This is a genomic window from Terrabacter carboxydivorans, assembly GCF_039532035.1.
Taxonomy (GTDB): Bacteria; Actinomycetota; Actinomycetes; order Actinomycetales; family Dermatophilaceae; genus Terrabacter; species Terrabacter carboxydivorans.
This window is the reverse complement of record NZ_BAAARE010000027.1, coordinates 1-25,150: the sequence shown is the minus strand read 5'-3', so window position 1 is coordinate 25,150 and position 25,150 is coordinate 1. Positions and strand designations below refer to the sequence as shown.

Annotated in this window: 22 protein-coding genes; 17 read left to right on the top strand and 5 right to left on the bottom strand. The window is 71.1% G+C overall.

Annotation, left to right across the window (positions count from 1 at the left end):
• The first annotated feature begins 1 nt into the window (after position 1).
• Positions 2 to 514 (top strand): acetolactate synthase small subunit, encoded by a 513-nt coding sequence (gene ilvN / locus ABD297_RS21160; RefSeq protein WP_344257108.1) that lies wholly within the window; start codon positions 2 to 4, stop codon positions 512 to 514.
• 124 nt (positions 515 to 638) lie between these two features.
• A complete protein-coding gene (ilvC, locus tag ABD297_RS21155; protein WP_344257107.1) occupies positions 639 to 1,667 on the top strand; it encodes a ketol-acid reductoisomerase in 1,029 nt (342 codons plus the stop codon).
• Between the two features lie 76 nt (positions 1,668 to 1,743).
• Here ilvC and ABD297_RS21150 read toward each other — a convergent pair whose 3' ends face one another.
• Positions 1,744 to 2,652, bottom strand: a complete 909-nt coding sequence (locus ABD297_RS21150; protein WP_344257106.1) for a polysaccharide deacetylase family protein — start codon at positions 2,650 to 2,652, stop codon at positions 1,744 to 1,746.
• Between the two features lie 190 nt (positions 2,653 to 2,842).
• Between ABD297_RS21150 and serA the strand changes: the two genes are divergently transcribed.
• The 3 genes from serA to ABD297_RS21135 all read left to right on the top strand — a co-directional run bounded on the left by serA (position 2,843) and on the right by ABD297_RS21135 (position 6,219).
• Positions 2,843 to 4,426 (top strand): phosphoglycerate dehydrogenase, encoded by a 1,584-nt coding sequence (gene serA / locus ABD297_RS21145; protein WP_344257105.1) that lies wholly within the window; start codon positions 2,843 to 2,845, stop codon positions 4,424 to 4,426.
• 91 nt (positions 4,427 to 4,517) lie between these two features.
• On the top strand, positions 4,518 to 5,429 hold the full coding sequence (locus ABD297_RS21140; RefSeq protein WP_344257104.1) for an ABC transporter ATP-binding protein: 912 nt from the start codon (positions 4,518 to 4,520) through the stop codon (positions 5,427 to 5,429).
• Entirely contained in the window at positions 5,419 to 6,219 is an 801-nt protein-coding gene (locus tag ABD297_RS21135) for an ABC transporter permease subunit (RefSeq protein ID WP_344257103.1), read from the top strand. The genes ABD297_RS21140 and ABD297_RS21135 overlap by 11 nt, the downstream gene beginning before the upstream one ends.
• Here the strand turns inward: ABD297_RS21135 and ABD297_RS21130 are convergent.
• Complete coding sequence (locus ABD297_RS21130; protein WP_344257102.1) at positions 6,209 to 7,501, bottom strand: AI-2E family transporter; 1,293 nt, start codon at positions 7,499 to 7,501, stop codon at positions 6,209 to 6,211. The genes ABD297_RS21135 and ABD297_RS21130 overlap by 11 nt on opposite strands.
• Before the next feature lie 308 nt (positions 7,502 to 7,809).
• Between ABD297_RS21130 and ABD297_RS21125 the strand changes: the two genes are divergently transcribed.
• The 10 genes from ABD297_RS21125 to cimA all read left to right on the top strand — a co-directional run bounded on the left by ABD297_RS21125 (position 7,810) and on the right by cimA (position 19,236).
• Entirely contained in the window at positions 7,810 to 7,890 is an 81-nt protein-coding gene (locus ABD297_RS21125; protein ID WP_081633825.1) for a 3-isopropylmalate dehydrogenase, read from the top strand.
• 135 nt (positions 7,891 to 8,025) lie between these two features.
• Positions 8,026 to 9,090, top strand: coding sequence for a 3-isopropylmalate dehydrogenase (locus tag ABD297_RS21120; RefSeq protein WP_344257101.1), 1,065 nt, complete (start codon positions 8,026 to 8,028; stop codon positions 9,088 to 9,090).
• A gap of 179 nt (positions 9,091 to 9,269) precedes the next feature.
• On the top strand, positions 9,270 to 10,367 hold the full coding sequence (locus tag ABD297_RS21115) for a branched-chain amino acid aminotransferase (protein WP_344257100.1): 1,098 nt from the start codon (positions 9,270 to 9,272) through the stop codon (positions 10,365 to 10,367).
• Between the two features lie 147 nt (positions 10,368 to 10,514).
• A complete protein-coding gene (locus tag ABD297_RS21110) occupies positions 10,515 to 12,092 on the top strand; it encodes an amino acid permease (RefSeq protein ID WP_344257099.1) in 1,578 nt (525 codons plus the stop codon).
• Between the two features lie 43 nt (positions 12,093 to 12,135).
• Positions 12,136 to 12,855, top strand: a complete 720-nt coding sequence (locus tag ABD297_RS21105) for a FadR/GntR family transcriptional regulator (protein WP_344257098.1) — start codon at positions 12,136 to 12,138, stop codon at positions 12,853 to 12,855.
• Between the two features lie 8 nt (positions 12,856 to 12,863).
• Entirely contained in the window at positions 12,864 to 14,231 is a 1,368-nt protein-coding gene (locus tag ABD297_RS21100; protein WP_344257097.1) for a glutamine synthetase family protein, read from the top strand.
• Between the two features lie 102 nt (positions 14,232 to 14,333).
• Positions 14,334 to 15,716, top strand: a complete 1,383-nt coding sequence (locus tag ABD297_RS21095; protein ID WP_344257096.1) for an aldehyde dehydrogenase family protein — start codon at positions 14,334 to 14,336, stop codon at positions 15,714 to 15,716.
• 51 nt (positions 15,717 to 15,767) lie between these two features.
• On the top strand, positions 15,768 to 16,535 hold the full coding sequence (locus ABD297_RS21090) for a 3-oxoacyl-ACP reductase (RefSeq protein ID WP_344257095.1): 768 nt from the start codon (positions 15,768 to 15,770) through the stop codon (positions 16,533 to 16,535).
• Between the two features lie 50 nt (positions 16,536 to 16,585).
• Positions 16,586 to 17,320 (top strand): gamma-glutamyl-gamma-aminobutyrate hydrolase family protein, encoded by a 735-nt coding sequence (locus tag ABD297_RS21085; RefSeq protein WP_344257094.1) that lies wholly within the window; start codon positions 16,586 to 16,588, stop codon positions 17,318 to 17,320.
• A 335-nt stretch (positions 17,321 to 17,655) separates the two neighbouring features.
• Positions 17,656 to 19,236, top strand: a complete 1,581-nt coding sequence (gene cimA, locus ABD297_RS21080) for a citramalate synthase (protein WP_344257093.1) — start codon at positions 17,656 to 17,658, stop codon at positions 19,234 to 19,236.
• On the opposite strand, the gene bioD is transcribed toward cimA, so the two are convergent.
• The 3 genes from bioD to bioB are packed head-to-tail and all read right to left on the bottom strand — an operon-like array spanning position 19,215 to position 23,630.
• Positions 19,215 to 21,209, bottom strand: coding sequence for a dethiobiotin synthase (gene bioD / locus ABD297_RS21075; RefSeq protein ID WP_344257092.1), 1,995 nt, complete (start codon positions 21,207 to 21,209; stop codon positions 19,215 to 19,217). The genes cimA and bioD overlap by 22 nt on opposite strands.
• The gene (bioA, locus tag ABD297_RS21070; protein ID WP_344257091.1) at positions 21,206 to 22,546 is read right to left on the bottom strand and encodes an adenosylmethionine--8-amino-7-oxononanoate transaminase; all 1,341 of its coding nucleotides are present in this window, start codon (positions 22,544 to 22,546) and stop codon (positions 21,206 to 21,208) included. The genes bioD and bioA overlap by 4 nt, the downstream gene beginning before the upstream one ends.
• Entirely contained in the window at positions 22,539 to 23,630 is a 1,092-nt protein-coding gene (gene bioB, locus ABD297_RS21065; protein WP_344257090.1) for a biotin synthase BioB, read from the bottom strand. The genes bioA and bioB overlap by 8 nt, the downstream gene beginning before the upstream one ends.
• Positions 23,631 to 23,751: 121 nt before the next feature.
• Here bioB and ABD297_RS21060 point away from each other — a divergent pair, with 121 nt between their 5' ends.
• Together ABD297_RS21060 and ABD297_RS21055 are read left to right on the top strand one after the other, a co-directional pair.
• On the top strand, positions 23,752 to 24,309 hold the full coding sequence (locus tag ABD297_RS21060) for a TetR/AcrR family transcriptional regulator (protein ID WP_344257089.1): 558 nt from the start codon (positions 23,752 to 23,754) through the stop codon (positions 24,307 to 24,309).
• A 256-nt stretch (positions 24,310 to 24,565) separates the two neighbouring features.
• Positions 24,566 to 24,952, top strand: coding sequence for a VOC family protein (locus ABD297_RS21055; protein ID WP_344257088.1), 387 nt, complete (start codon positions 24,566 to 24,568; stop codon positions 24,950 to 24,952).
• Positions 24,953 to 25,150: the final 198 nt, after the last annotated feature.

The following is a 25,150-nucleotide window of genomic DNA, read 5'->3' as shown; positions in this document are numbered from 1 at the left end:
CATGAGCAAGCACACCCTGTCGGTCCTCGTCGAGGACAAGCCCGGCGTCCTGACCCGCGTCGCGGCGCTCTTCTCCCGGCGAGGCTTCAACATCAACTCCCTCGCCGTGGGCCCGACCGAGCTGCCCGACATCTCGCGCATCACCGTCGTCGTCGAGGTCGAGGGCGCGGCCCTCGAGCAGGTGACGAAGCAGCTCAACAAGCTCATCGAGGTGCTCAAGGTCGTCGAGCTCGACGCGCACGCCTCGGTGCAGCGCGAGATCCTGCTCGTCAAGGTCCGCGCGGACGCCGCGACCCGCAGCCAGGTCATCGACACCATCCAGCTCTTCAAGGCCAAGGTCGTCGACGTCACCACCGACGCCATCGTCATCGAGGCGACCGGCACCACCGACAAGCTCCGTGCCCTGCTCGACGTGCTCGAGCCCTTCGGGATCAAGGAGCTCGTCCAGTCCGGGATGGTCGCCGTCGGGCGCGGTCCGCGCTCGATCACCGACCGCAGCCTCCGCAGCGCCTGACCCACACCGACCCACCCCGACCCACCTCGGGGCGTATGCCGTCCGGCCCGGCCACACGGCATACGACCCCGGGTGCCACACCCGCACAGACCACCGCACACCGCAACCGAAGGAGAAGGCCACCATGGCCGAGATGTTCTACGACGACGACGCCGACCTGTCGATCATCCAGGGCAAGAAGGTCGCCGTCATCGGCTACGGCAGCCAGGGCCACGCCCACGCGCTCAACCTGCGCGACTCCGGCGTCGACGTCCGCGTCGGCCTGGCCGAGGGCAGCAAGAGCAAGGCGAAGGCCGAGGCCGAGGGCCTGTCGGTGGCGTCGGTCGCCGACGCGGTCAAGGAGGCCGACCTCGTCGTCATCCTGACGCCCGACCAGGTGCAGCGGACCGTCTACGCGAACGACATCCAGCCGAACCTCAAGGACGGCGCCGCGCTGCTCTTCGGGCACGGCTTCAACATCCGCTTCGGCTACATCAAGCCGGAGGCCGACGCCGACGTCCTCATGGTCGCCCCGAAGGGCCCGGGCCACATCGTGCGCCGCGAGTTCGTCGACGGCCGTGGGGTGCCCGTGCTCCTCGCCGTCGAGCAGGACGCGTCCGGCACGGCGTGGGACCTCGCCAAGGCCTACGGCAAGGCGATCGGCGGCCTGCGCGCCGGCGGCATCAGGACCACCTTCACCGAGGAGACCGAGACCGACCTCTTCGGTGAGCAGGCCGTGCTCTGCGGTGGCGCGAGCCAGCTCGTCATGTACGGCTTCGAGACCCTCGTCGAGGCCGGCTACCAGCCCGAGGTCGCCTACTTCGAGTGCCTGCACGAGCTCAAGCTCATCGTCGACCTCATGATCGAGGGCGGCATCGCCAAGCAGCGCTGGTCGGTCTCCGACACGGCGGAGTACGGCGACTACGTCTCCGGGCCGCGCGTCATCGACCCGCACGTCAAGGAGAACATGAAGGCCGTCCTCGGCGACATCCAGAACGGCACCTTCGCCAAGCGCTTCATCGACGACCAGGACGCCGGGGCGCCGGAGTTCAAGTCCTTGCGCGAGAAGGGTGCCCAGCACCCGATCGAGGCGACCGGCCGCGAGCTGCGCAAGCTCATGGCGTGGGTCAAGCAGACCGACTCCGACTACGTCGAGGGCAGCGCCGCACGCTGACCTCCGCTGTCGGAGCCTGAGAGTGCCGGGGCCGGTCGCCCGTTCGTGGGGCGACCGGCCCTCGGCCTGCACCCGATCAGACCAGGTGGTCCGCGACGTGCACGAACCTGTAGCCGTCCCGACGCAGCCGGGGGAGCGCGAGGGCCATCCCGGCAGCGGTCCCGTGCCCCGGGTGGTTGAGGTGGGCGATGACGATCGAGCCGGGCCGCACGGTGCGCAGGGCGGCCTGCACCTGCCGCGGGGTGAAGGTGGCGCCGGCGTCGCCGTTGACGTCGAAGCCCACGGGCACCATGCCGAGGTCGTGCACGATGCTGACCGCGACGTCGTCGTAGTGGGCGGTGCCGGGACGCATGAGCGTGATGCGCCGGCCCAGCCGTCTGCCGAGGTCGAGCGCGTTGCCCATGACCTCGTCGTAGACCTCTCCCGGGCCACGCGTGCCGGCGATCCGGTAGGCCGCCCTCCCGTCCACCGAGAGCGGGACGTGTCGGGTGCCGTGGTTGGCGATGTCGAAGAGCGGGTCCGAGGACAGGTCGGCGAAGGCGCCCGGGTTCGCCCGGACCCAGCGCCGGTTGAGGAAGAGGGTGGCCGGGACCTGCTCGGCGCGCAACAGGTCCACGAGCGCGGCGTCGTAGCCGTCGCCTCCGGGCCCGCCGCAGGCGTCGAAGGTCAGCGCGGCGACGGGCCCCGCGGCGCGGACCATCGTGGTCACCCCGGGGATGTCCGTGCCCCACCGTGTCGGCCGGGCTCCGTCGTAGCGCGCCCGGATCGCTCGGCGTGACAGGGGTGCTCGTCGGTCCGGTGGGTTGGTGGCAACCGCTCCCGTCCCCACCGGCCGGGCGTGCGAGGTGACGGTTCCGTCGGGCCGTCCCGCCGTCTGCGCCGGCACCGACACCGAGCTCGTCCCGTCGGCGGAGCACCCGCCGAGCAGCGACCCCAGGCCGGCACCCAGCGCGCCGGCGAGCACCGTCCTGCGCGCGACCGTCATCCCGTCCCCCTCCGCGGGCGCGGTCCCCGCTCACCTCGAGGGTAGGAGCGGCGTCTGGGAGATGTCCGGGGGTTGGCTGCGATCCAGCGGGTCAGGGACCTCGACCCCTAGACTCGCCGACGGCACGCCGACGCGGTGTCTGCGAGGGTCCCCGCCCAGCGGGGGTCCGCCCCCCCCGAAGGGACTCCCTGTGAGCAAGCCTGTCGTCCTCATCGCCGAGGAGCTGTCACCCGCCACCATCGAGGCGCTGGGGCCCGACTTCGAGGTGCGGTCGGTGGACGGCGCCGACCGCGACGTGCTGCTCCCGGCCCTCGCCGACGTCGACGCCGTCCTCATCCGGTCGGCCACGAGGATGGATGCCGAGGCGATCGGGGCCGCCGGGCGGCTGCGGGTCATCGCCCGCGCGGGCGTGGGCCTCGACAACGTCGACATCGACGCCGCCACCGCGGCCGGCATCATGGTCGTCAACGCCCCGACGTCCAACATCACCTCGGCCGCAGAGCTCGCCATCGGGCTGCTCCTCGCGACCGCCCGCAACATCGCTCCGGCGAACCAGGCCCTCAAGGCCGGCGCATGGAAGCGCAGCAGCTACTCCGGCGTCGAGCTGCTCGACAAGACGGTCGGCATCGTCGGACTCGGCCGCATCGGTGCGCTCGTCGCCGAGCGGCTCAAGGCCTTCGGCATGCGGATCCTCGCCTACGACCCCTACGCCTCACCGGCCAAGGCGGGGCAGCTCGGGGCCCAGCTCGTCGACCTCGACGAGCTGCTCGCGCAGTCCGACTTCATCACCATCCACCTGCCGAGGACACCGGAGACGGTTGGCCTCATCGGGGAGGAGGCACTGGCCAAGGTCAAGCCGTCGGTGCGCATCGTCAACGCCGCCCGCGGAGGCATCCTCGACGAGGCGGCCCTGGCCCGAGCCATCACCGAGGGACGCGTCGCCGGCGCGGGCCTCGACGTCTTCGCCACCGAGCCGACGACCGAGTCGCCGCTCTTCGAGCACGAGTCCGTCGTCGTGACACCACACCTGGGAGCCTCGACCGAGGAGGCCCAGGAGAAGGCGGGCGTCGCCGTCGCGAGGTCCGTGCGCCTCGCCCTGGGTGGGGAGCTCGTCCCCGATGCCGTCAACGTCTCGACCGGCGCCATCGCCGAGGAGGTGCGCCCGGGCATCGCCCTCGTCGAGAAGCTGGGCCGCATCTTCACCGCCGTCGCCGGCACGGTGCCGGCCCAGCTCGACGTCGACGTGCGTGGTGAGATCACGGCGCACGACGTCAGCGTCTGGAAGCTCGTCGCCCTCAAGGGCCTGTTCACCGACGTCGTCGAGGACACCGTCACCTACGTCAACGCCCCCGCCCTCGCCGAGCAGCGCGGCTGCGCCGTCCGGCTCGTCACCGACCCGGACTCGGGTGACTTCCGCAACGTCACGACGCTGCGTGGCACGCTCGCCGACGGCACCGTCGTGTCGGTCTCCGGCACGCTCACCGGGCCGAAGATGGTCGAGAAGCTCGTCGGCGTGGGCGGCCACGACCTCGAGGTCCCCATCTCGGACCACATGCTCGTCTTCGAGTACTCCGACCGGCCGGGCGTCATCGGCGCGGTGGGCCGCATCCTCGGCGACGCCGGCATCAACATCGGCGGCATGCAGGTCTCCCGCCAGGACGACCGCGCCATCGGGGTGCTCAACGTCGACAGCGCCGTCCCGCCCGCGCTCGCCGCCGAGCTCTCCGAGGTCGTCGAGGCCAAGACGTTCTCGGTCGTCGACCTGCACGACTGAGCGGACTGCTCGGGTGGCCCACGCGGCATACGTGGTCGGTTCGGGCCCTTCGGCCCTGTCACCCGGCGACGGCGCCTGCGAGCGTGGAGGCGTGGGCATCCCTGTCATCGAGTGCGCGGGCGTCACCAAGAGGTTCGGCGCGACCGAGGCGCTGCGCGGTGTCGACCTCGTCGTCGAGGCGGGGGAGGTCTTCGGCTACCTCGGCCCCAACGGAGCCGGCAAGACGACGACGCTGCGGATCCTCATGGGCCTGACCCGGGCCTCGGGCGGCCGGGCGGGGCTGTTCGGCCTCGACGCGTGGGCGCACCGCGACGGGCTGCACCGACGCGTCGGCTACGTCCCGGGCGACGTCGCGCTCTACCCCCGCCTGACCGGGCAGGACCACATCGACTACGTCGGCCACCTCCACGGTCTCGGCCGGCCGCCCGAGGCCGCGGTCCTCGCCGAGCGCCTCGACCTCGACCTCGGCCGGCCGGCCCGACAGCTCTCCCGCGGCAACCGGCAGAAGCTGGCCCTCGTGCTGGCCGTCATGATCCGGCCCGAGCTGCTCGTGCTCGACGAGCCGTCGAGCGGCCTCGACCCCCTCGTGCAGCGCGAGTTCCACGCCATCCTCGACGAGCACGGCTCCCGCGGAGGCACGGTGCTGCTCAGCTCGCACGTCCTCAGCGAGGTGCAGCGGGTCGCGACCCGCATCGGGGTGCTGAGTGCCGGACGGGTCGTCGCGGTCGAGCAGCTGGGCGCCCTGCGCGCCAAGTCCCTGCACCACGTCGAGGCGCAGTTCGAGGGGCGGGTCGACGTCGCGCCGTTCGCGGCCGTGCCGGGTGTGCGCGACGTGCGCCTCGAGGACGGCGTCCTGCGCTGCGACGCACCCCAGGCCTCGCTCGACCCGCTGCTCAAGGCCGTCGCCCACCACCCACTCGTCGACCTCACCTGCACCGAGGCCGAGCTCGAGGAGACCTTCCTCGCGTACTATTCGGGCACGGGAGGAACCGATGCTGCGTGACGTCCTGCGCAAGACGCTCTACGACCAACGACGCTCCTACCCGGCGTGGTGCCTCGGCGTCGTGCTGCTCGTGGCGATGTACGTCGCCCTCTGGCCGAGCATCAAGGGCCAGCCGTCGATGCGTGACTTCCTCGCGCAGATGCCCGAGGCCCTGCGCAACCTGTTCGCCATGGCGGGGGCCGACATGTCGACGCCCGTCGGCTACATCCAGATCGAGCTGCTCTCCTTCATGGGTCCCCTCCTCGTGCTGCTGCATGCCGTGGGGGCCGGTTCGTCGTCGGTGGCCGGCGAGGAGGACCGGCGCACCCTCGACCTGCTCCTGACCACGCCCGTCACCCGGACCCGTGTGGTCGTCGACAAGGCGCTCGCCATGGTGGTCGGCACGCTGGGGCTCGCGGCCCTGCTCGGGGTGTCCCTCGTCGCGGAGGGCGCCCTGGTCGGCATGGACCTGCCTGCCGGCAACGTCGCGGCAGCCATGCTCCACCTCGCGCTGCTCGGGCTCGTCTTCGGGGCGCTGTCGCTCGCCATCGGTGCCGCGACGGGCCGCCTCGCCCTCAGCCGGGCCGTTCCCGTTTTCGTCGCGGTGCTCGCCTACGTCGTCAACGGTCTCGGCGGCCTCGTCGACTGGCTGACGCCGCTGCAGAAGCTCTCGCCCTTCTACCAGTACGCCGCCCACGACCCGTTGCGCAACGGTGTCTCCTGGGTCGGGGTGCTGGTCGCCGTGGGCACGGTGGTCGTGCTGGTGGTCGTGGCCGCCGCGGGCTTCGACCGGCGCGACGTCACCTCGTAAGGCCGGCGTCGTCCTTCGTGCCGTCCTTCGCGTCGTTCTCGGCGTCGTCCTTCGTGCCGTTGCCGTTGGTGTCGTCCGGCTCGAGGCTGGCGAGCTCGGGCACGAGCTCGTGCCGCTTGCTGAAGGTGTCGACGATGGCGAGCGCCACCGCCGCGACGGGGATGCCGATGAGCGCCCCGATGGGGCCGAAGAGGGCGGCGCCCGCGATGACCGACCCGAGCGCGACCGCGGGGTGCACGTCCATGGTGCGGCGGCTGATGCGCGGGGTGAAGACGTAGTTCTCCAGCTGCTGGTAGATCGTGGCGAAGACCGCGATCCACAGAGCGTTGATCGGCTTGTCGAGCAGGGCGAAGAGGGCGGGCAGTGCGACCCCGATGTAGGTGCCGATCGTCGGGATGAACTGGCCGACGATGCCGGCGAAGACGCCGAGCGGGAGCCAGAACGGCACGTCGATGAACCAGAAGAAGGCGACGTGGAAGACGGCGGACAGGGCGGCGAGCAGGAGCTTGGAGACGACGTAGCCGCCGGTCTTCTCGACCGAGATCGTCCACACGGTGATGAACACCCGCTGGTAGCGCTGCGGCAGCCAGGAGCCGATGGTCTGGCGCAGGCGGGGGCTGTCCGCGGAGAGGTAGTAGGCGAAGACGAGGATCGTCAGGCTGTCGAAGAGGAAGGTGACGAGCGAGCCGAAGATGCCGACGATGCCGCCGCCGTACTTGCCGGCGAGCTCGCCGAGCTTGTCGGGGGTCAGGCTGAGCGCCGACTGGATCTGGGCGAGGTCGAAGCTGGTGTGGAACGAGGAGTTGACCCAGTTGATCGCCGACGTCACGGCGTTGGGCAGCTGGGTCCCGAGCTGTGAGAGCTGGGAGATGAAGACCTGGCCGAAGAGCTCGGCGAGCCCGGCGAAGAGCAGCAGCATGCCGAGCATGGTCAGCCCGGTCGCGAGGCCGCGCTTGAGGCCTCGCGAGCTGAGCCACAGCACGACCGGCTCCATGGCGATCGAGACGAGCCACGCGAGCAGAAGCAGGAAGAGGAAGCTGCCCATCGCCTGGAAGGCCCACGTCGCGAGCCCGAGCAGCACGACGGCGACCATCACGGTGAAGGTGACACGGCGGGCGTTGCCCGGGGTCACCGCGATCCAGCGGGCCTCGTCGTCGAAGGGCACGCCGGGCACGGCGTGGCTCCGGTGCCGCTGCTGCGCGGCGTGGCTCAGGTGGTCGGCGTGGTGGCGGGCGGTGCCGGAGGAGGGGTCGGCAGGCGCGTCGGGGTGGTCGGCGCTCACGCGGCGAGCCTACGGCCACGGTCGCGTCCATCGGGGGACGTGCGTCACGTGGTCATCCACCACCTCCCGTCCGTGACGAATGGCGGACATCGCGTCTCACTTGCTGGAAACCCCCTGTACCCGTGGGTAGCCAGGCGTACCGTGAAACGCATGACGCGGCAGGTCGTACTCATTCTCCGCCGCGGCGAGTCCAGGTAGTCAGCAACCTCGCCGCGGAGATCCCGCGCACCCTCGTGCTGACCGGTTCGCCCACCAGGGCTCGAGCCACCTGAGACCACCCACCGCACTGAACGAAAGACGTGATCACCATGAGCGAAGACGCCAAGGCAGCCCGTCAGGCCCTGCAGGAGTCCATGGACCTGCGCGACCAGGGTCACACCGAGGACTGAACGGGAGCTGCTCGCGACCTCGTCGCCGAGCGACCCCTGAGCAAGGCCCCCGCCCATCCGGGCGGGGGCCTTCGTCGCGCGTTCACAAAATGAGACGGCCATCCCACATCACAAGACGAGTCCTAGGCTCGACCCATGGGAGAGACGCAGGTCAAGGACGCCTACTCGATCGCCGTCATCGGCGGTGACGGCATCGGCCCCGAGGTCGTCGCGGAGGGCCTCAAGGTCCTCGACGCGGTGACCGGCGCCGGGGGCCCGTCGTTCACCACGACCGACTACGACCTCGGTGCGCGACGCTGGCACGCCACCGGCGAGACCCTGCCCGACTCGGTCCTCGAGGAGCTGCGCGGCCACGACGCGATCCTGCTCGGCGCCATCGGCGACCCGAGCGTCCCGAGCGGCGTGCTCGAGCGGGGAGTCCTGCTGCCGCTGCGTTTCGCCCTCGACCACTACGTCAACCTGCGCCCGGCCAAGCTCTTCCCCGGCGTCTCGAGCCCGCTCGACGTCGCCCGCGTGGCGCCCGACGGCATCGACTTCGTCGTCGTCCGCGAGGGCACCGAGGGCCCCTACACCGGCAACGGCGGCGCGCTGCGCGTGGGCACCCCGGCCGAGATCGCGACCGAGGTCAGCGTCAACACCCGTTACGGCGTCGAGCGCGTGGTGCGCGACGCCTTCGCCCGCGCCCAGGCCCGTCCGCGCCAGCACCTGACGCTCGTGCACAAGCACAACGTGCTGACGTATGCCGGCCACCTCTGGCGCCGCACCGTCGAGGAGGTCGGTGCCGAGTTCCCCGACGTCGAGACCGCCTACCAGCACGTCGACGCCGCGACGATCTTCATGGCGACCGACCCCGGCCGCTTCGACGTCATCGTCACCGACAACCTCTTCGGCGACATCCTCACCGACATCGCCGCGGCCATCGCGGGCGGCATCGGGCTCGCCGCCTCGGGCAACATCAACCCGGCGCGGACGACCCCGAGCATGTTCGAGCCGGTGCACGGCTCGGCGCCCGACATCGCCGGCCAGTCCAAGGCCGACCCGACCGCGGCCATCCTCTCCGTCGGCATGCTGCTCGCCCACCTCGGCCTCGACGCCGAGGCGGCCCGGGTCGACGCCGCCGTCGCGGCCGACCTCGCCGAGCGCGGCGACACCGTCCGCAGCACCACGGCCGTCGGCGACGCGGTCGTCGGCCGTCTCTGAGGGCGCGCCACACGGCATACGCCGGCGTCGGGCCCGGACGCGGGGAGACGGTGCGTACGCGTGGTGCTCCACGCGTACGGAGTCGTCACCCGCGGACGGAGCCCGGCTTCGTCGTCTCACGATGTGAGCGATAGCCTGACAACCGGATCACCGCTGATTTTGCTCCTGGAGGTTTTGTCATGACCCAGCTGTCCTTCGAGGTCACGCGCCGCGACGAGCCGACGTCGCCCGAGCGGATCGCCGAGGTCCTCGAGAACCCCGGCTTCGGCAAGACCTTCACCGACCACATGGTCGTCGCGACGTGGACCGCCGACGGCGGCTGGGCCGATGCACAGGTCAAGCCGTACGGCCCCTTCCAGCTCGACCCCGCGGCGGCGGTGCTGCACTACGCCCAGGAGATCTTCGAGGGCATGAAGGCCTACCGTCACGCCGACGGCTCGATCTGGACCTTCCGTCCCGAGGCCAACGCGGCCCGCTTCGCTCGCTCCGCCCGCCGACTCGCGCTGCCCGAGCTGCCCGAGGACGACTTCATCGAGTCGCTGCGCCAGCTCGTCTCGGTCGACCAGGCCTGGGTGCCGGCGGGCGACGCGGGGGAGAAGAGCCTCTACCTGCGGCCGTTCATGTTCGCGTCCGAGGCCTTCCTCGGCGTGCGCCCGGCGCAGCAGGTCACCTACTCGGTCATCGCCTCCCCGGCCGGTGCCTACTTCTCCGGCGGCCTCAAGCCGGTGACGCTGTGGATCTCCACCGACTACGCCCGCGCGGGCGAGGGTGGCACGGGCGCGGCCAAGTGCGGCGGCAACTACGCCAGCTCGCTCGCCGGCCAGCTCGAGGGCATCGAGCACGGCTGCGACCAGGCCGTCTTCCTCGACTCCTCGACGCACACCTACATCGAGGAGCTCGGGGGCATGAACCTCTTCCTCGTCACCAAGGACGGGCGCATCATCACGCCCGAGCTGACCGGCACGATCCTCGAAGGTGTGACGCGCAGCTCGATCCTCGAGATCGCCAAGGAGCTTGACCTCGAGCCCGAGGAGCGCCGCATCCCCATCGAGGAGTGGAAGGATGGCGCCGCCAGCGGCGACATCGTCGAGATCTTCGCGTGCGGCACCGCGGCAGTGGTGACCCCCGTCGGGGAGCTGCGCTGGGACGGCGGCTCCGTCGACCACCGCCGTGACGGCCACGAGGACCGCTACGCCGAGGCCATCCGCAGCCGCCTGCTCGACATCCAGTACGGCCGTGTCGAGGACTCGCACCACTGGCTGACCCGTCTCGTCTGACGGACCGGGCGCTCGGTCCCGACCGGGACGTGAGCGTAAAGGTTTGATACAGAACCATTGACGTCGGCGCTTTCGCCGGTGGAGGATGCCGAGCACCACTGGCAGCGGCGAACAAAGGTTCGCTGCGCGATGTTTGCGAGGTAGTGCATGAGCGTTCCTCCGTCCACATCCGACACCGCGACCGCCCGCGAGGTCAGCACCGGGCCCTCCGACGACGAGTCGATGCTCGCCGAGCTCGGCTACAAGCAGGAGCTCCACCGGGGCATGAGCGGCTTCTCCAACTTCGCCGTGTCCTTCTCGATCATCTCGATCCTGGCCGGCTGCATCACGACCTACTACCTCGCCATGGACGCCGGCGGTCCGCTCGCCATCAACACCGGTTGGCTCATCTGCGGAGCGTTCGTGCTCTGCGTCGCCCTCGCCATGGCGGAGATCTGCTCCGTCTACCCGACGGCCGGTGGCCTCTACTGGTGGGCGGGCCGGCTCGCGCGCAGCCGCAAGCGCGAGTGGGCGTGGTTCGTCGGCTGGTTCAACTTCCTCGGCGAGGTCGCGGTGACGGCCTCGATCGACTACGGCGCCGCCCTGACCTGGTCGGCCGTCTACACGATGATCACCGGCAACGCGCTCGGCCTGCCGCAGGTCTTCGTCATCTTCGCGGTCCTGCTGCTGCTCCACGCCCTGCTCAACACCTTCGGGGTCGACCTCGTCAAGATCCTCTCGTCGGTCAGTGCCTGGTGGCACGTCGTCGGTGTGGCGATCATCGTCGTGGCCCTCTGGGTCGCACCGGTCCCGCACCAGACGCTGTCGTGGACCTTCACGCACTACGTCAACAACACGGGCTTCGCGGGCACCGGTGGCGTGTTCGGCCTGCCGATCTACGCCTTCCTCGTCGGCCTGCTCATGGCGCAGTACACCCTGACCGGCTACGACGCGTCCGCGCACGTCGCCGAGGAGACGCGCAACGCCGCCGTCGAGGCCCCGAAGGGGATCGTGCGCAGCGTGTGGGTCTCCATCGTGGCCGGCTCGATCCTGCTCGTGTCGGTGACCGCTGCGATCCAGAACTACGACACCGCTCGCAAGGCCGCCGACGCCAACGGGCTGCCGCCGGCCCAGATCTTCCTCGACGCGCTCGGTGAGCGTCTCGGGGTCACGATGGTCGTCATCTGCGGCGTCGCACAGTTCTTCTGCGGCATGGCCTCCGTGACGGCGAACTCCCGTATGTCGTATGCCTTCTCGCGCGACAACGCCCTCCCCGGTTCACGGCTGTGGGCCCGCATCAACCCGCGCACCGGCACCCCGACGAACTCCATCTGGCTGTGCGCCGCCCTGTCCTTCGTGCTCACCGTGCCGGCGATCTGGAACACGACCGCCTTCTTCGCCGTCACCTCGGTGGCCGTCATCGGCCTCTACATCGCCTACGCGACGCCGATCCTGCTGCGGCGCCTCAACCCCGACTTCCGGCAGGGCCGCTGGAACCTCGGCCGGTGGAGCGCCCCGATCGGGTGGGTCGCCATCGTCTGGGTGGGCTTCATCGTCATCCTCTTCCTCCTGCCGCAGTACTCGCCCGGCACGCTGGGGGACCCGACGTTCAACTTCGCACCGGTGACGGTCGTGGTCGTCGCGCTCTTCGCCCTGGGGTCGTGGTTCGCCGGTGGACGCAAGCACTTCATGCGCGACGTCCCCGAGGGGCACGACACCAAGCCGGCCGCGGAGCTCCTGAACTGAGATGCCGGCAGTCAGGGGAGAGCGTCACCTCGCACTCACGGCGTTGCCGGACGCGGTCCTGCGCCCGGCGTCCGGCAACGCCTTCGAGAACACCGTCGAGCAGCTCGCGCGGGCGATCCGGCTCGGGGTGCTCGCCGACGGCGAGCAGCTGCCGCCGGAGCGGGACCTCGCCGAGCGCCTCGGCGTCAGCCGCAACACGCTGCGCGAGGCCATCGCGGCGCTGCGCGACTCCGGCCTGGTCACGACGAAGCGGGGCCGGGGCGGTGGCACGACGGTGACGTATGCCGCCGTGATCCCCTCGGCGCCATCGTCGTCGGCGGGGGTCCCGGGGACCTTCGTTCGCAGCGGTGCGGCCATGCTCGACGCCCTGACCTTCCGCCGGGTCGTCGAGCCGGGGGCCGCCTGGCTCGCCGCGACCCAGCCGCTGGCCGGCGACCAGCGGGCCTGGCTGACGGAGAGCCTGCGCGAGGTCGAGCAGGCGCCCGACGCCGCCGCCCACCGCGTCGCGGACTCGCGGCTGCACCTCGCGATCGCCACGCTCTCGGGGTCGCCGATGCTCGTCGACGCGGTGACCCGGGCGCAGGCGGCCCTGCACGACATGCTCATGGCGATCCCGGTCCTCCGGCGCAACATCGAGCACTCCGACACCCAGCACACCCAGATCGTCGAGGCCATCCTCGGCGGCGACCCTGACCGGGCCCGCGTGGTCATGGAGGAGCACTGCGATGCCACCTCCGCGCTGCTCCGCGGCCTCATCGGATAGGAAGAGACATGGCGAAACCACCGGCTCTGACCGTCGACCAGCTCCGCACCGAGATCGAGGCGGGCGACATCGACACGGTCGTCGTCGCGTTCACCGACATGCAGGGACGGCTGCAGGGCAAGCGCCTGCACGGGCACTACTTCCTCGACCACGTGCTCGAGGACGGCACCGAGGGCTGCAACTACCTGCTCGCCGTCGACGTCGACATGAACACCGTCGACGGCTACGCCATCTCCTCGTGGGAGCGCGGCTACGGCGACATGTTCTTCGACCTCGACCTGGAGACCCTGCGCCGCACCCCGGGCAGCCGCAACTCGGCGACGGTGCAGTGCGACCTCACCTGGCTCGACGGGAGCGGCGCGGTCGTGCAGTCGCCGCGGTCGGTGCTCAAGGCGCAGGTGGACCGCGCGGCCGCCCTCGGCATGGCCGCGCACTGCGGCACCGAGCTCGAGTTCATCGTCTTCCAGGAGTCCTACGAGCAGGCGTGGGACTCGGGATACACCGGGCTCACGCCGGCCAACCGCTACAACGTCGACTACTCCATCCTCGGGGGCGACCGGGTCGAGCCGCTGCTGCGCGAGATCCGCAACGAGATGTATGCCGCGGGCGCCGTCGTCGAGAGCGCGAAGGGTGAGTGCAACTACGGCCAGCACGAGATCGGCTTCCTGTTCGACACGGCGGTGCGCACGTGCGACAACCACGTCGTCTACCGCAACGCGGCGAAGGAGATCGCGGCCCACCACGGCAAGTCCCTGACCTTCATGGCCAAGTTCGACCAGCGCGAGGGCAGCTCGTGCCACATCCACCTGTCGCTGCGCGGACTCGACGGCGAGACGGTGTTCGTCGACGACGACCGCGAGCACGGGCACAGCGCGATGTTCGAGCACTTCCTCGCGGGCATCCTCGCCACGCAGCGGGAGCTGACCTACTTCTACGCGCCGAACATCAACTCCTACAAGCGGTTCTCCTCGGCGAGCTTCGCGCCGACCACGGTCGCATGGGGTCGTGACAACCGCACGTGCGCGCTCCGTGTCGTGGGTCACGGAGCCGGGCTCCGGGTCGAGAACCGCATCGGTGGTGGCGACCTCAACCCCTACCTCGCCGTCGCCGCCATGCTCGCCGGTGGCCTCCACGGCATCGAGAACGAGCTGCCGCTCGAGCCGGCTCTCGACGGCAACGCCTACACGTCCGACAAGCCGCACGTGCCCTCGACGCTGCAGGAGGCGCGGGACCTGCTCGCCGGCTCGGCCGTCGCTCGGGCCGCCTTCGGCGACGAGGTCGTGGACCACTACGTCAACGCTGCCGACGTCGAGATCACGGCGTTCAACGCGGCAGTCACCGACTGGGAGCGCAGGAGAGGTTTCGAGCGGCTCTGACCCCGACCCACCACCCGGGCCCCCGCCAGCCGACCATCGGCTCGATGTGTCCGAGCGGGCCCGGGGTGCACCGACACATCGAACCAGCAAGGAAGACGACGCATGACCACTGCCAGCCAGACGCACGACGTCATCAACCCGGCCACCGAGGAGGTCGTCCGCTCGGTCGAGCTGGCCTCGCTCGAGCAGGCCGACGCCGCGATCGCCCGGGCGAGCGCGGCAGCCCCGGCCTGGGCGGCCGTCGCCCCGGCCGACCGCGCGCTGCTGCTGCGGCGCTTCTCCGACCTCGTCGGCGAGCACCAGGAGGAGCTCGCCCTGCTCGAGGTCGAGAACGCCGGGCACACCATCGGCAACGCGCGCTGGGAGGCCGGCAACGTCCGTGACGTCCTCGCCTACTACTCCGGCGCGCCGGAGCGGAACTTCGGCCGCCAGATCCCGGTCGCGGGCGGCATCGACGTCACCTTCCGTGAGCCCCTCGGCGTCGTCGGCATCATCGTGCCGTGGAACTTCCCGATGCCGATCGCCGGCTGGGGCTTCGCGCCGGCCCTGGCCGCCGGCAACACGGTCGTGCTCAAGCCGGCCGAGCTGACGCCGCTGACGGCGATGCGCCTCGGAGAGCTGGCCCTCGAGGCCGGGATCCCCGAGGGCGTCCTCACGGTCGTGCCCGGCAAGGGTCCGGTCGTGGGGGAGCGGTTCGTCACCCATCCCGAGGTGCGCAAGGTCTGCTTCACCGGGTCGACGGCGGTCGGGCAGCGGATCATGCGGGGAGCCGCCGACCAGGTCAAGCGCATCACCCTCGAGCTCGGGGGGAAGAGCGCCAACATCGTCTTCGCTGACTCCGACCTCGAGCTCGCCGCGGCCAGGGCTCCCTACGGCGTCTTCGACAACGCCGGGCAGGACTGCTGCGCCCGCAGCCGGATCCTCGTGCAGCGCAGCGTGTTCGAGACGTTCATGGAGCACTTCGAGACGGCGGTGCGCGGTGTCGTCGTCACCGACCCCCGTGACGAGTCCGCCGAGATGGGACCGCTCATCAGCGCCGGCCAGCGCGACACCGTGCGCTCCTACGTCGAGGAGGCCACCGAGGACGTCGACGTCGCCTTCCGCGGCGACGCCCCCGACGGCAGCGGCTACTGGTACCCCGCGACCGTGGTGCTGCCCCGCTCGACGACCGACCGGGTCTGGCAGGAGGAGGTGTTCGGTCCCGTGGTGGCGGTCATGCCCTTCGACGACGAGGCCGACGCGGTCGCCAAGGCCAACGACACGGCATACGGCCTCTCCGGGTCGATCTGGACGCGCGACATCGGCCGCGGCCTGCGGGTCGCACGAGGCGTCGAGGCCGGCAACCTCTCGGTCAACTCCCACAGCAGCGTCCGGTACTCGACGCCGTTCGGCGGCTTCAAGCAGAGCGGCATCGGGCGCGAGCTCGGCCCGGATGCCCTCGACGCGTTCTCCGAGGTCAAGAACGTCTTCATCTCGACCGACTGACGGTCACCCCCACATCTGACACGTAACACATTGGGCTGGAAGGAAATTCACATGGCAGGCAGGCTCGACGGCAAGGTCGCGGTCATCACCGGAGGATGCTCGGGCATCGGTCTCGCGACGGTTCGGCGTTTTGCCGAGGAGGGTGCCAAGGTCGTCATCGGCGACCTCGACGAGGTGAACGGACCGCGCATCGCGGAGGAGGTCGGCGGCGCCTTCGTGCGTGTGGACGTCGTGAGCAAGGAGGACGTCGACGCGCTCTTTCGCACGGCGAAGGAGATGTTCGGCTCGGTCGACATCGCCTTCAACAACGCCGGCATCAGCCCGCCCGAGGACGACTCCATCCTCGACACCGACCTCGACGCGTGGCGCAAGGTCCAGGAGGTCAACCTCACGTCGGTCTACCTGTGCTGCAAGGCGGCCCTGCCCTACATGCTCGAGCAGGGCAAGGGCTCGATCATCAACACGGCGTCGTTCGTGGCGGTGATGGGTGCGGCCACCTCGCAAATCTCCTACAGCGCCAGCAAGGGAGGCGTGCTCTCCATGTCGCGCGAGCTCGGGGTCCAGTTCGCCCGACAGGGCGTCCGGGTCAACGCGCTCTGCCCGGGCCCGGTCAACACGCCGCTGCTCCAGGAGCTCTTCGCCAAGGACGAGGAGCGCGCCGCCCGGCGACTCGTCCATGTGCCGATGGGGCGCTTCGGCGAGCCCGAGGAGATGGCCAACGCGGTGCTCTTCCTCGCCTCGGACGAGTCGAGCTTCATCACGGCCTCGACCTTCCTCGTCGACGGCGGCATCTCCGGCGCCTACGTCACGCCGCTCTGACGCGGTAGGGACACGGAGGAGACTGGGAGAGGAAGGGACAGGAGGTGCGCATGGGCCGCCCGGTCATCGGGATCACCGCCTACGTCGAACGTGCGTCGTGGGGGAGCTGGGTCGACGTGCCCGGCGCCCTCGTGCCGCACCGCTACGTCCAGCACGTCGAGGACGCCGGCGCGATCGCGGTCGTCATCCCGCCCCGTCCCGACGCGGACGACGGCACGGCGCTCGAGATCGTCGAGCGCCTCGACGCCGTCGTCCTGGCGGGCGGCGTCGACGTGGCGCCCGAGCTGTACGCCGACGAGCGACACGCCTCCGTCCAGGCCTCGAGGCCCGACCGGGACTCGACGGAGCTGGCGATCGCCCGGGCGAGCGCCGAGGCGGACCTGCCGATCCTCGGCATCTGCCGGGGCATGCAGGTGATGGCCGTCGCGGCGGGCGGGATGCTCGAGCAGCACGTGCCCGACCGCGTCGGTCACCACGAGCACTCGCCCGCGCCGGCGACGTACGGCAACCACCCCGTGCGGACGGTGGCCGGCACCCTGCTCGCCGACATCCTCGGTGAGCAGGTCGACGTGCCGAGCTACCACCACCAGTCGGTGCTGCGGCATCCCGGCTACGTCGCGTCCGCCTGGGCCGACGACGGGACGCTCGAGGCGATGGAGGACCCCGGCGCCTCCTTCCGGCTCGCCGTCCAGTGGCACCCCGAGGTCGGCACCGACCCCCGGCTCTTCCACGCGCTCGTCGAGGCTGCCGACCGCAGGCGCAGGCTCCGGTCGCGGCCGACCTGACGGGCCGCCCCTGGCTTCGGGATGGGACGCGGAGTCCACGATCCGGACGCCGTGTTTCGCCGACGTTTCACGCGGCCTACCGTGAGCGTGTGATGAAGCGACCCGTGCCCACCGGCACCCTCATTATCGAGTAGCGCGACGAGCACCCCTCGTCGCGCAGACCTCCCAACCCTGGGGGGTCTTTTTGTTTCCCGAACCACCCCCGACGGAGACAGCGCGCAGGCCGACACCCCGGCCGACGCGCCACGAGAAGAGAACGGGACGCTCCCACACCGGCGTCGACCGCCCTGGACGGGCGGTCGGCCGAACCCCCGAGATCGAGGACAATGAAGGCCATGGAAGCGCTGCACGTCTACGACACCACCCTGCGCGACGGCGCCCAGCAGGAGGGGCTCAACCTCTCGGTGTCGGACAAGCTCGCCATCGCCGCGCTGCTCGACGATCTCGGGGTCGACTTCATCGAGGGCGGCTGGCCCGGTGCCAACCCGAAGGACACCGAGTTCTTCGAGCGGGCTCGCACCGAGCTCGAGCTGCGCCACGCGACGCTCGCCGCCTTCGGGGCCACCCGTCGAGCCGGCGGCGTCGCGGCGGAGGACGCCCTCGTCAGGGCCCTCGTCGACTCGGGAGCCTCGGTGGTCTGCCTCGTCGCCAAGTCGCACACCGGCCACGTCGAGCGTGCCCTGCGCACGACGCTCGAGGAGAACCTCGAGATGGTCCGCGACACGGTCAGCCACCTCGTGGGACAGGGGCGCCGGGTCTTCGTCGACTGCGAGCACTTCTTCGACGGCTGGCACCTCGACCGCGACTATGCCCTGTCCGTGGTGCGCACCGCGCACGACGCCGGGGCCGAGGTCGTCGTGCTCTGCGACACCAACGGCGGCATGCTGCCGCACCAGGTCGAGGAGGTCGTCGCCGACGTCATCGCCTCGACGGGCGCCCGCGTGGGAGCCCACTGCCACAACGACACCGGCTGCGCCGCCGCCAACTCCGTCGCGGCCGTGCGTGCCGGGGCGACCCACGTGCAGGGCACCGTCAACGGCTACGGAGAGCGCACCGGCAACGCCGACCTCGTCACCGTCGCCGCCAACCTGCAGTTCAAGCTCGGGCTGCACGCGATGGAGCCGGACGCCCTCCGTCGGGCCATGCACATCGCCCACGCGATCAGCGAGGTCACCAACGTCCCGGCCTACAGCCGCCAGCCGTACGTCGGCGCCAGCGCCTTCGCGCACAAGGCCGGTCTGCACGCCAGCGCGCTCAAGGTCGACCCCGACCTCTACCAGCACATGGACCCCGCCCTCGTCGGCAACGGCATGCGCACCCTCGTCTCGGACATGGCCGGCCGCGCGAGCATCGAGCTGAAGGCCCGCGAGGCAGGCCTCGACCTGTCCGACCGCCCGGACGTCGTCGCCGCGGTGCTCGCCGAGGTCAAGGAGCTCGAGCTGCGGGGGTGGACCTTCGACGCCGCCGACGCCACCGTCGAGCTGATGCTCCGCGAGGCGCTCGACCCGGGCTGCACCGACTACTTCGAGGTAGAGTCCTGGCGCGTCATCACCGACTCCTCGGGCGAGGGCGACGCCACGTCGGAGGCCACGGTCAAGCTCCGCGCCGACGGTGCCCGCCTCATCGCTACCGGCGAGGGCAACGGACCCGTCAACGCCCTCGACCACGCCCTGCGCGAGGCGCTGACCCGCGCCTACCCCGAGATCGAGAAGATCGAGCTCATCGACTTCAAGGTGCGCATCCTCGACGCCTCGCACGGCACCGACGCCGTGACCCGCGTGCTCATCGAGACCTCCGACGGCGAGACGTCCTGGGACACCATCGGCGTCGCCGGCTCGATCCTGGCCGCGTCGTGGCGGGCCCTGACCGACGGGATCGTGCACGGCCTGCTGCGTCAGGGCGTCCCGAGGCGCTGAGCCAGTGCGGGGAGCCACCCGGGCGCGGCCTCGCGGAAGGCGGCGGCGTCGAGTCCCGGCGCCCCGGTCGGCACGGCGCCCAGCAGGCCCTCGGGCAGGGCTGCGAGGTGCTCACGGTTCGTCGTCTCGATGACGTCGGGGTCCGCAGGCCACGACCCGAGCACGACGCCCAGGTGACGGATCCCGCGATGCGAGAGTGCTTCGCGGGTGAGCATCGTGTGGTTGAGGGTGCCCAGCGCGCTGCGTGCGACGACGAGCACGCCACAGTCCGGGAGGGCGGCCGCGAGGTCGGCCAGCGTCGCGCCGTCGTCGTCGAGCTCGACCAGCAGCCCGCCTGCGCCCTCGACGACGACGAGGTCGTGTCCTTTGGCCAGGTCTGCGATGCGGCGCACGTGATCGTCGAGGGTGGGCAGCGCGGCCCCCTCCAGACGTGCCGCAGGCCGCGGCGCCATGGGCGCGCGCAGGCGGGTGCCCTCGGCGCCCTGCACCCCCGTGAGCCGCTCCACCTCGGCCATGTCGCCGGGCTCGCCCGGTCCCACCCCGGTCTGGGTGGGCTTGTATGCCGTGACGCCCAGTCCCGCGGCCAGCGCAGTCGCGACGACCGCCGCCGTCACGACGGTCTTGCCGACGTCCGTGTCGGTGCCCGTCACGACCAGGACCGATGGCAGGCGCGACTCAGTCATCGTCGCCCTGGGGACGGCGCGGAGCGGCGTCGCCGGCACCGGACCCTGCACGCCCTCGACGGCCGCGACCGACGTGAGGCCACGGACGGGGGAGGGAGCGTCCCCCGCCCGTGGCCCCTCGACGGTAGCGGGGCGACCTGAAGCGCCGCCGTGAGCCGCCGCGGCCCGCGCGACGAGCCGGGCGGCCTCGAAGAGGTCCTCGCCCGAGAGGTCGGCCCGCGCCGTGACCCGGAGCCGGGACACGCCGTCCGGGACGCTGGGCGGGCGGAAGCAGCCGACGAGGATGCCCTGGGACCGGAGGTCCAGGGCTGCGGCGACGGCGCTGTCGGTCGAGGGCATGGGCAGGGACTGCACCGCCCCGGCTGCCGGGTCGATCCCGCACACGGCGGCGATGGTGCCCGCGTTGGCCCGGACCGCGCCGGCGAGGCCCGGGTCGCCCGCGACGACGTCGGCTGCGGCGCAGGCTGCGGCTGCGGCTGCCGGTGCCAGGCCGGTGTCGAAGATGAAGCTCCGGGCCGTGTTGACGAGGTGGTCGCGGACGGCTGTCGGTCCGAGGACGGCGCCACCCTGGGACCCGAGGGCCTTGGACAGGGTGACCGTGACGAGGAGGTCAGGGGCTCCGACGAGGTCGAGCTCGTGGACGAGTCCGCGGCCGTGCCCCGCCACGCCGAGGCCGTGCGCCTCGTCGACGACGAGCAGCGCCCCGTGGCGGTGGCAGACCTCCAGCAGCTCCCGCAGGGGAGCGGCGTCGCCGAGGACGGAGTAGATCGACTCGACGGCGACGAGGACCCGTCGGTCCGGGCGGGCTGCGAGCTCGGCCTCCAGCGCCGTGGCGTCGTTGTGGGCGAAGGTCGCGTAGGGGACGCGGGACATGCGGGCGGCGTCGTGCAGGGAGGCGTGGGCGTGCGCGTCGAGCAGGATCTCGGCCCCGCGGCCACTGAGCGCCGTCAGCACGCCGAGGTTGGCGGCATACCCGGTGGAGAAGGCGAGGGCGCTCGGCTGGCCGGTCAGGCCGCAGAGGGCAGCCTCGAGGTCGCGGTGCACGGGCAGCGTGCCCGTGACCAGGCGGCTGGCGGTCGCCGACGCGCCGTAGCGGTCGAGCGCCTTCTTCGCCGCGGTGACGACGCGCTCGTCGCGGGCCAGCCCGAGGTAGTCGTTCGAGGCGAGGTCGAGCGGGTCGCTCGTCCTGGCGCCGGGGCGGCACACGCGCAGCACGGGGTCGAAGCGCTCCGTCCCGCGGCTCGTCCGCAGCTGGGAGCGCTCGGCCAGCCAGGCCGCCCAGCCGCTCATCCGTGCACCTGCGCCACGGCCCCGACGATGCCCTCGGCGATGAGCCGCACGTCGTCGTCGGTGCAGACGTAGGGCGGCATCGTGTAGACGAGGTCGCGGAACGGGCGCACCCACAAGCCCCGCTCGACCGCGGCACGGGTGACGCGTGGCACGTCGACCGGCGACGTGAGCTGCACGACGCCCACGGCCCCGATGGTGCGGACCTCGGTGACGTGGGGGAGGGCGGCTGCCGTCTCGAGGTGCTCCGCGAGCAGGCGACCGACGCGGGGGACCTGCTCCTTCCACGAGCTCTCGACGAGTTCGACGGAGGCGTTGGCGACCGCACAGGCGAGCGGGTTGGCCATGAAGGTGGGCCCGTGGAGCAGGGCACGGAACGTCGACCGGGTGATCGTCCCACCGACCTCGCGAGTCGTGAGTACGGCTGCGAGAGAGAGGTATCCGCCGGTCAGTGCCTTGCCGACGCACATCACGTCAGGGACCACGTCGGCCCACTCGGAGGCGAAGAGCCGACCCGTGCGACCGAAACCCGTGGCGATCTCGTCGACGACGAGGAGCAGCCCGTGCTCGTCCGCGACGTCACGGAGCACCCGGAGGCAGTCGGGGTGGTAGACGTGCATGCCGCCGGCGCCCTGCAGCACGGGCTCGACGACGACAGCGGCGAGCTCGTCCGAGTGCGTCGCAGCGAGGGCCTGCACCTCGAGCGACCAGGCCTCGAGAGCGGATCTGTCTGTCTCCCAGACCTCTTCGCCGGTCACAGTGAGGGCGAGCCGGGCCGCAGGAGGTCGTGGCGCGAAGACCTGACGCGCGAGCGCTCCGGGGAAGGCCGAGTGCATGCCGTCGACGGGGTCGCACACGCTCATCGCCGCGAACGTGTCACCGTGGTAGCCGCCTCGCACCGTGAGGAACCGCTGCCGCTTGGGTCGCCCGCGAGCGGCCTGGTACTGCAGCGACAGCTTGAGGGCCACCTCCACCGAGACCGAGCCCGAGTCGGCGAAGAAGACGTGGGCCATCGGTCCGGGAGCCATCGCCGTGAGCCGCTCGGCGAGCCGGACGGCAGGCTCGTGGGTCAGGCCGCCGAACATGACATGGCTGAACCGGTCGAGCTGCTCGTGGGCCGCTGCGTCGAGCGCCGGGTGGCCGTAGCCGTGCACCGCGCACCACCACGACGCCATGGCGTCGACGACCTCGTAGCGCGTCCCGTCGGGAGACGTGAGGGTGAGCCGGACCCCGGAGGCGTCCTCGACGGCATACGGGGCAGGGCCGTCGAGCGGTGCGTAGGGGTGCCACACGAGCCCGCGGTCGCGCGCGGCGAGAGGGGAGCCCAGCGTGTCAGGCATTGGCGGGCAGCTCGGTGCCGGCGCCACGACGACGCTTGACCGGGTCGTGCGTCGTGACTGCCGCGCCGGTGGCCTCGGGGCCCCGTGTGGCGTTGGTGGCCTCGTCGGCGCCGAGGACCACGAAACCGTTGTCACGGATCAGCTCGAGGTCAGCCTCGGCGGCCTGGCCCTCGGAGGTGAGGTAGTCGCCGAGGAAGATGGAGTTGGCGACGTGGAGGGCCAGTCCCTGCAGCGAGCGCAGGTGCATCTCCCGGCCGCCGGCGATGCGGATCTCCTTGTCGGGGCAGACGATCCGGGCCATGGCGAGGATGCGGAGGCAGCGTCCGGGAGTCAGGTCCCACGTGCCCTCGAGCGGCGTCCCGTCGAAGGGCATGAGGAAGTTGACGGGGATCGAGTCGGATCCGAGGTCGCGGAGCGCGAAGAGAGCCTCGACGAGCTGCTCGTCGTTCTCGCCCAGGCCGGCGATGAGGCCGGAGCACGGCGACAGGCCGGCCTCCTTGGCCTTGGTCACGGTGTCGACGCGGTCGGCGTAGGTGTGGCTGGTGACGATGTCGTCGTGGTGCGACTCGGCGGTGTTGAGGTTGTGGTTGTAGGCGTCGACGCCAGCGGCACGCAGCCGCTCGGCCTGGCCGTCCTTGAGCAGGCCCAGGCACGCACAGACCTCGACGTCGGGGTGCTCCTGCTTGAGGGCCCCGACCATGCCGGCGACCCGCTCGACGTCCCGGTCGGTGGGGCCTCGACCGCTCGAGACCATGCAGATCCGGCTCGCGCCCCCGCGCAGTCCCGCGGCCGCCTGCTCGATCGCCTCGTCGGTCTTGAGCCAGGTGTACTTGAGGATGTCGGCCTGCGAGCCGAGCCGCTGGGAGCAGTAGTGGCAGTCCTCGGGGCACAGGCCCGACTTGAGGTTGACGAGGTAGTTGACCTTCACCGTGTTGCCGAAGTGCTTGCGTCGCAGTCGAGCCGCGGCCGTCACCACGGCCAGCAGCTCCTCGTCGGTGGCCCGCAGGACGTCCAGGGCGTCGTCCTGGGTCGCCGGGGTGCCGGCCAGCACGGCGTCGGCGAGGTCGTCGAATCGGCGGGTCATGCGGGCTCCTTGCGCTCGGCGTTGAACGGTGTTCAACTTGAACGGTGTTCAGTATGCCGACTCGTTAGGCTCGGCTGTCAACGTGGCCCACCCGGGGCGACGTCGAGGACGGGGGCAGCGCATGGCGCTCAGTCGCGAGCAGGTCGTCGCGACCGCCGTCGACCTGCTGCGGCGGTACGGCCTCGGTGACCTGTCGATGCGTCGCCTCGCTCGCGAGCTCGGAGTGGCGCCCGGCGCGCTCTACTGGCACGTCGCCAACAAGCAGGAGCTGCTCGTCGAGGTGGCCGACGTCCTGCTCGCCGAGATCCCCAGCCCTCCGGTCGACCAGCCGCCGGCCGAGGCGCTGGTCGGGCTCGCGGTCGCCGTGCGCGACGCCCTGGTCAAGGTGCCCGACGCCGCCGACGTGGTCGGCCTCGCGTATGCCGTTGAGCCGGGTGCCGCACGCCCCCTGCGTGACCTCGCACGACTCGTCCACGCCGCCGGCGCGCCCGCGGCGGAGCGTGACGAGGCGGCTGCGCTCGTCGTACACCACATCCTGGGTTCGGTTGCCGGACAACAGGATCGAGCCTTGGCGTCGACCGTCGACCCCGATCTGCCTGCGCCCGACGTCACGACCGAGGCCAAGGCGTTCGAGGTTGGCCTGTCGGTCATCGTGCGAGGTCTCGCCCGGTCACGCTGAGCCGCGCGGGTTGGTTGCGGTCGCGCCGGTTCCCGGTGGTCGCGATGGCCCCGCGCCCAGACAGGTGGACGTGCAAGTGCTGGCGGTCCAGGCCCCGCCCAGCACCACCCCTGGAGGGTGGAGGTTCGTCGACGCGCGTGCCTGGACCTTCGCCGACACCCTTCAGAGCGAGAGGCAGCGCGCCTGATACGTCGATCCCGTGATTTCGGCCGGTCTTTGTGCCCCTGGGTATGCGCCCTGTCGGCATGCTGGGGCGATGCCGCTACGAACGACGAAGCACTGGTTCGGTGTCGTGCTCGATGCCCCCGACGCATCCGCCCTCGCGCACTTCTACGAGCGACTGCTCGGCTGGACGTTGTTCAGGGACACCCCGAGCTGGGCGACGCTCGCCCCGTCGGACACCCACGGCTACAACCTCTCGTTCCAGACAGAGCCCAACTACGTCCGACCGGTCTGGCCGAGCGAGCCGGGGCGACCGATCATGATGCTGCACCTCGACCTCGAGGTGGACGACCTCGATGCCGCCGTGGCGTATGCCGTCGAGCTCGGAGCCGTGCTTGCCGGATTCCAGCCGCAGGAGGATGTCCGGGTGATGCTCGACCCGGCAGGTCACCCGTTCTGCCTGTATGTGGACCGTGACTGAGGCGAATTCCGCTCTGCGCGAACGGGATCGGTTGTGGATGAACCTGTCGCTCGCGGCGGCCTTCACCTAGAATCGAACACATGTTCTGCATATCTGCTTAGGTGAAGTCCGGTATGCCGGTTTCTGCTGGCTTGAGAAGGTCCTTGAGCGGGTGCGGGTCAGTGTCCACGGCTTGCTCGAGGAGTCGATAGAAGAGCA

Excerpts from the sequence above, each read along its gene's own strand:
- ilvN (WP_344257108.1), top strand. The coding sequence starts at position 2 with ATGAGCAAGCACACCCTGTCGGTCCTCGTCGAGGACAAGCCCGGCGTC.
- ilvC (WP_344257107.1), top strand. The coding sequence starts at position 639 with ATGGCCGAGATGTTCTACGACGACGACGCCGACCTGTCGATCATCCAG.
- ABD297_RS21150 (WP_344257106.1), bottom strand. The coding sequence starts at position 2,652 with ATGACGGTCGCGCGCAGGACGGTGCTCGCCGGCGCGCTGGGTGCCGGC.
- ABD297_RS21135 (WP_344257103.1), top strand. The coding sequence starts at position 5,419 with ATGCTGCGTGACGTCCTGCGCAAGACGCTCTACGACCAACGACGCTCC.
- ABD297_RS21125 (WP_081633825.1), top strand. The coding sequence starts at position 7,810 with ATGAGCGAAGACGCCAAGGCAGCCCGTCAGGCCCTGCAGGAGTCCATG.
- ABD297_RS21120 (WP_344257101.1), top strand. The coding sequence starts at position 8,026 with ATGGGAGAGACGCAGGTCAAGGACGCCTACTCGATCGCCGTCATCGGC.
- ABD297_RS21115 (WP_344257100.1), top strand. The coding sequence starts at position 9,270 with ATGACCCAGCTGTCCTTCGAGGTCACGCGCCGCGACGAGCCGACGTCG.
- ABD297_RS21110 (WP_344257099.1), top strand. The coding sequence starts at position 10,515 with ATGAGCGTTCCTCCGTCCACATCCGACACCGCGACCGCCCGCGAGGTC.
- ABD297_RS21100 (WP_344257097.1), top strand. The coding sequence starts at position 12,864 with ATGGCGAAACCACCGGCTCTGACCGTCGACCAGCTCCGCACCGAGATC.
- ABD297_RS21095 (WP_344257096.1), top strand. The coding sequence starts at position 14,334 with ATGACCACTGCCAGCCAGACGCACGACGTCATCAACCCGGCCACCGAG.
- ABD297_RS21090 (WP_344257095.1), top strand. The coding sequence starts at position 15,768 with ATGGCAGGCAGGCTCGACGGCAAGGTCGCGGTCATCACCGGAGGATGC.
- ABD297_RS21085 (WP_344257094.1), top strand. The coding sequence starts at position 16,586 with ATGGGCCGCCCGGTCATCGGGATCACCGCCTACGTCGAACGTGCGTCG.
- cimA (WP_344257093.1), top strand. The coding sequence starts at position 17,656 with ATGGAAGCGCTGCACGTCTACGACACCACCCTGCGCGACGGCGCCCAG.
- bioD (WP_344257092.1), bottom strand. The coding sequence starts at position 21,209 with ATGAGCGGCTGGGCGGCCTGGCTGGCCGAGCGCTCCCAGCTGCGGACG.
- bioA (WP_344257091.1), bottom strand. The coding sequence starts at position 22,546 with ATGCCTGACACGCTGGGCTCCCCTCTCGCCGCGCGCGACCGCGGGCTC.
- bioB (WP_344257090.1), bottom strand. The coding sequence starts at position 23,630 with ATGACCCGCCGATTCGACGACCTCGCCGACGCCGTGCTGGCCGGCACC.
- ABD297_RS21060 (WP_344257089.1), top strand. The coding sequence starts at position 23,752 with ATGGCGCTCAGTCGCGAGCAGGTCGTCGCGACCGCCGTCGACCTGCTG.
- ABD297_RS21055 (WP_344257088.1), top strand. The coding sequence starts at position 24,566 with ATGCCGCTACGAACGACGAAGCACTGGTTCGGTGTCGTGCTCGATGCC.